Origin of the sequence: Staphylococcus sp. FSL W8-0304, assembly GCF_038006565.1 — a bacterium.
Taxonomy (GTDB): Bacteria; Bacillota; Bacilli; order Staphylococcales; family Staphylococcaceae; genus Staphylococcus; species Staphylococcus epidermidis.
The window spans coordinates 1-2,390 of record NZ_JBBOVL010000007.1 but is presented as its reverse complement, the minus strand read 5'-3'; the positions used below and the strand labels follow the sequence as shown (position 1 = coordinate 2,390).

The 2,390-nt window shown below is 28.9% G+C and carries 2 protein-coding genes; one reads left to right on the top strand and one right to left on the bottom strand.

Annotated elements, in window-relative coordinates; genetic code table 11:
• Nucleotides 1-136: 136 nt before the first annotated feature.
• Nucleotides 137-1,060 (bottom strand): protein rep, encoded by a 924-nt coding sequence (locus tag NST35_RS12495; protein WP_011053044.1) that lies wholly within the window; start codon nucleotides 1,058-1,060, stop codon nucleotides 137-139.
• Between the two features lie 366 nt (nucleotides 1,061-1,426).
• Between NST35_RS12495 and qacC the strand changes: the two genes are divergently transcribed.
• The gene (gene qacC / locus NST35_RS12490; protein ID WP_001146389.1) at nucleotides 1,427-1,750 is read left to right on the top strand and encodes a quaternary ammonium compound efflux SMR transporter QacC; all 324 of its coding nucleotides are present in this window, start codon (nucleotides 1,427-1,429) and stop codon (nucleotides 1,748-1,750) included.
• The last annotated feature ends 640 nt before the right edge of the window (nucleotides 1,751-2,390 follow it).

Here is a 2,390-nt window from a genome sequence, read left to right as displayed (position 1 = left end):
CTTTCTTTTTTAGCTTGTCTTTTTTTAAAACCTTCTGAATTTCTAGAAGCCTTATATATATCCATTATTTTTTTATAATCAATGTCGTAACCATATTTTTGTAACTCTTCTACAAAAAACTTATCGCAATTTAATATCATTTTTCTTCCTCGATTTCGTTTATCATTTGATGATTTATTTTTTCTTTTTCTTGTTCAGTTAAATCATAAATTTCACTTGCTAAGTATTCTTTTTGATTCCAAATATAAAAAATTTGATAAATATATTCAGTCGGGTCAATATCTTTAAGATAATCTAAATCGCCATTTTTTAATTTATTTCTTGCGTCTTTAAATAATCCAGAATAAACAAGAATTTGTTTCCCTTTAAGAGATTTATAAAATGCGTCGAACACTTTCTGATTAATTAAATAGTCACTATCCTTACCAGAATATTTAGCCATTTCATATAATTCTTTATTGCTATTTTGCTTAATTTTTTGAACATGAACTTGCGTAATTTCAGAAATTCCTGTTACATCTCGCCATAAATTTAACCATTCTTTTTGACTAATATAAGCTTTTGTATCTTTAAAATATGATTTATTAACGGCCATCAAAACATGAAAATGCGGATTATAATCATCACGCTTTGAGTTATACGTTATCTCTAATTTTCTTACATAACCTTTAGTGATCGCATTTACTTTTTTGCGTTTAAACATCTTTTGAAAGGCATGATTATAATTCTTAATTTCACTTTCTAAATGCTCATCTGTAACGTTTGGTGTCGTAAGTGTCAAAAAGATAAATTGCTTATCTTCTTCTTGCTTAATATATTGCATCATTAACGATAATCCTAATGCATCTTTTCTTGCTTTACGCCACGCACATACCGGACAAAATCGATTCTTACAAGGATTCGATTTATATAATTTCTTTTTTTCAAATTTTTTATCCGTCACAAAAGACAAAAATGTATTACAATTTTTAACCAAATCCATTTGATTCTCCCCGATATGACGTTCAATAAAATTTTTAAATACTTGATTTCTTTGCTTTTTCTCAGTATACTTTTCCATACGATAATACACAAAAACAACTTAGTTTTCTCAAAAACTATGCATAAAAAAGTTGCTTTTTTCTCCTTTTCTATTTTTTTCGTTTGGATTAGACACCTAAAACGATACAATAGTATGCTAGAAAAAGCAACTTTTTTTATGCTTCAAACCAGTTATACCAATGAATTGAAAGGGTTATACATCGCCGGGAATAGTTACCCTTATTATCAAGACAAGAAGAAACTCGTTTTCAACTCGTTTCAAAAACCTTTCAAAAACCATCAATCCACAAAAATACCACGCGAATGACACTCAAAATACAAGACTACAATTAAAAAATACTTAGAATAAAATTAAATAAAATACGAAAATTAAAAGGAGTTAAAAATGCCTTATATTTATTTAATAATAGCCATAAGTACTGAAGTTATTGGAAGTGCATTTCTTAAATCTTCAGAAGGCTTTTCAAAATTTATACCATCCTTAGGAACAATAATTTCATTTGGAATTTGTTTCTATTTTTTAAGTAAAACAATGCAACACCTACCACTAAATATAACTTATGCAACTTGGGCGGGACTAGGTTTAGTCTTAACAACCGTAGTCTCAATAATTATTTTCAAAGAACAAATAAATCTAATAACTATAGTATCTATAGTTTTAATCATAGTCGGCGTAGTTTCGTTAAACATTTTCGGAACATCGCATTAATTGCTTTATTCCAATTGCTTTATTGACGTTGAGCCTCGGAACCCTTAACAATCCCAAAACTTGTCGAATGGTCGGCTTAATAGCTCACGCTATGCCGACATTCGTCTGCAAGTTTAGTTAAGGGTTCTTCTCAACATCAATAAATTTTCTCGGCATAAATGCCATGCTATAATAGATACACGTCTTCTCTTAGCGTTTCATAGTATTATCATCGTTTATTATACTTATAATTATAGGGGAAGGCTTAGAGCTATCATTTTGATAGCTCTTTATTTTTGTTCAAACATTTATTCAAAATCAGAATGCCTTTATTTTTTAATTTTAAGGGGTATTTTGAAGAATTAAGGGTTATTTATATAGTTTTATACCTAAAAACTTATATCGGCTCTTAAAACGCAAATAAGAGCCGAATAAAAATAATTGCTTTTCACAAACAAAAATTTGAGCAAAACCAGTGTTGAATTTTTTAGACACTGCCCATCTACATGCAAATTTAAAAATTGGCATAAAAAATGGGCAACCATGCTGGTTGAACGCTATAGTTCCTGCAGGGGCAAAAAAGCATAAAAAAACGCTAGCTTTGATGAGCTAACGTTAGTTATAAAATTCAGTAATATGCTTTTGTAATTCAATAGATTCT

Coding starts and splice junctions, on each gene's coding strand:
- NST35_RS12495 (WP_011053044.1), bottom strand. CDS start 1,060: ATGGAAAAGTATACTGAGAAAAAGCAAAGAAATCAAGTATTTAAAAAT.
- qacC (WP_001146389.1), top strand. CDS start 1,427: ATGCCTTATATTTATTTAATAATAGCCATAAGTACTGAAGTTATTGGA.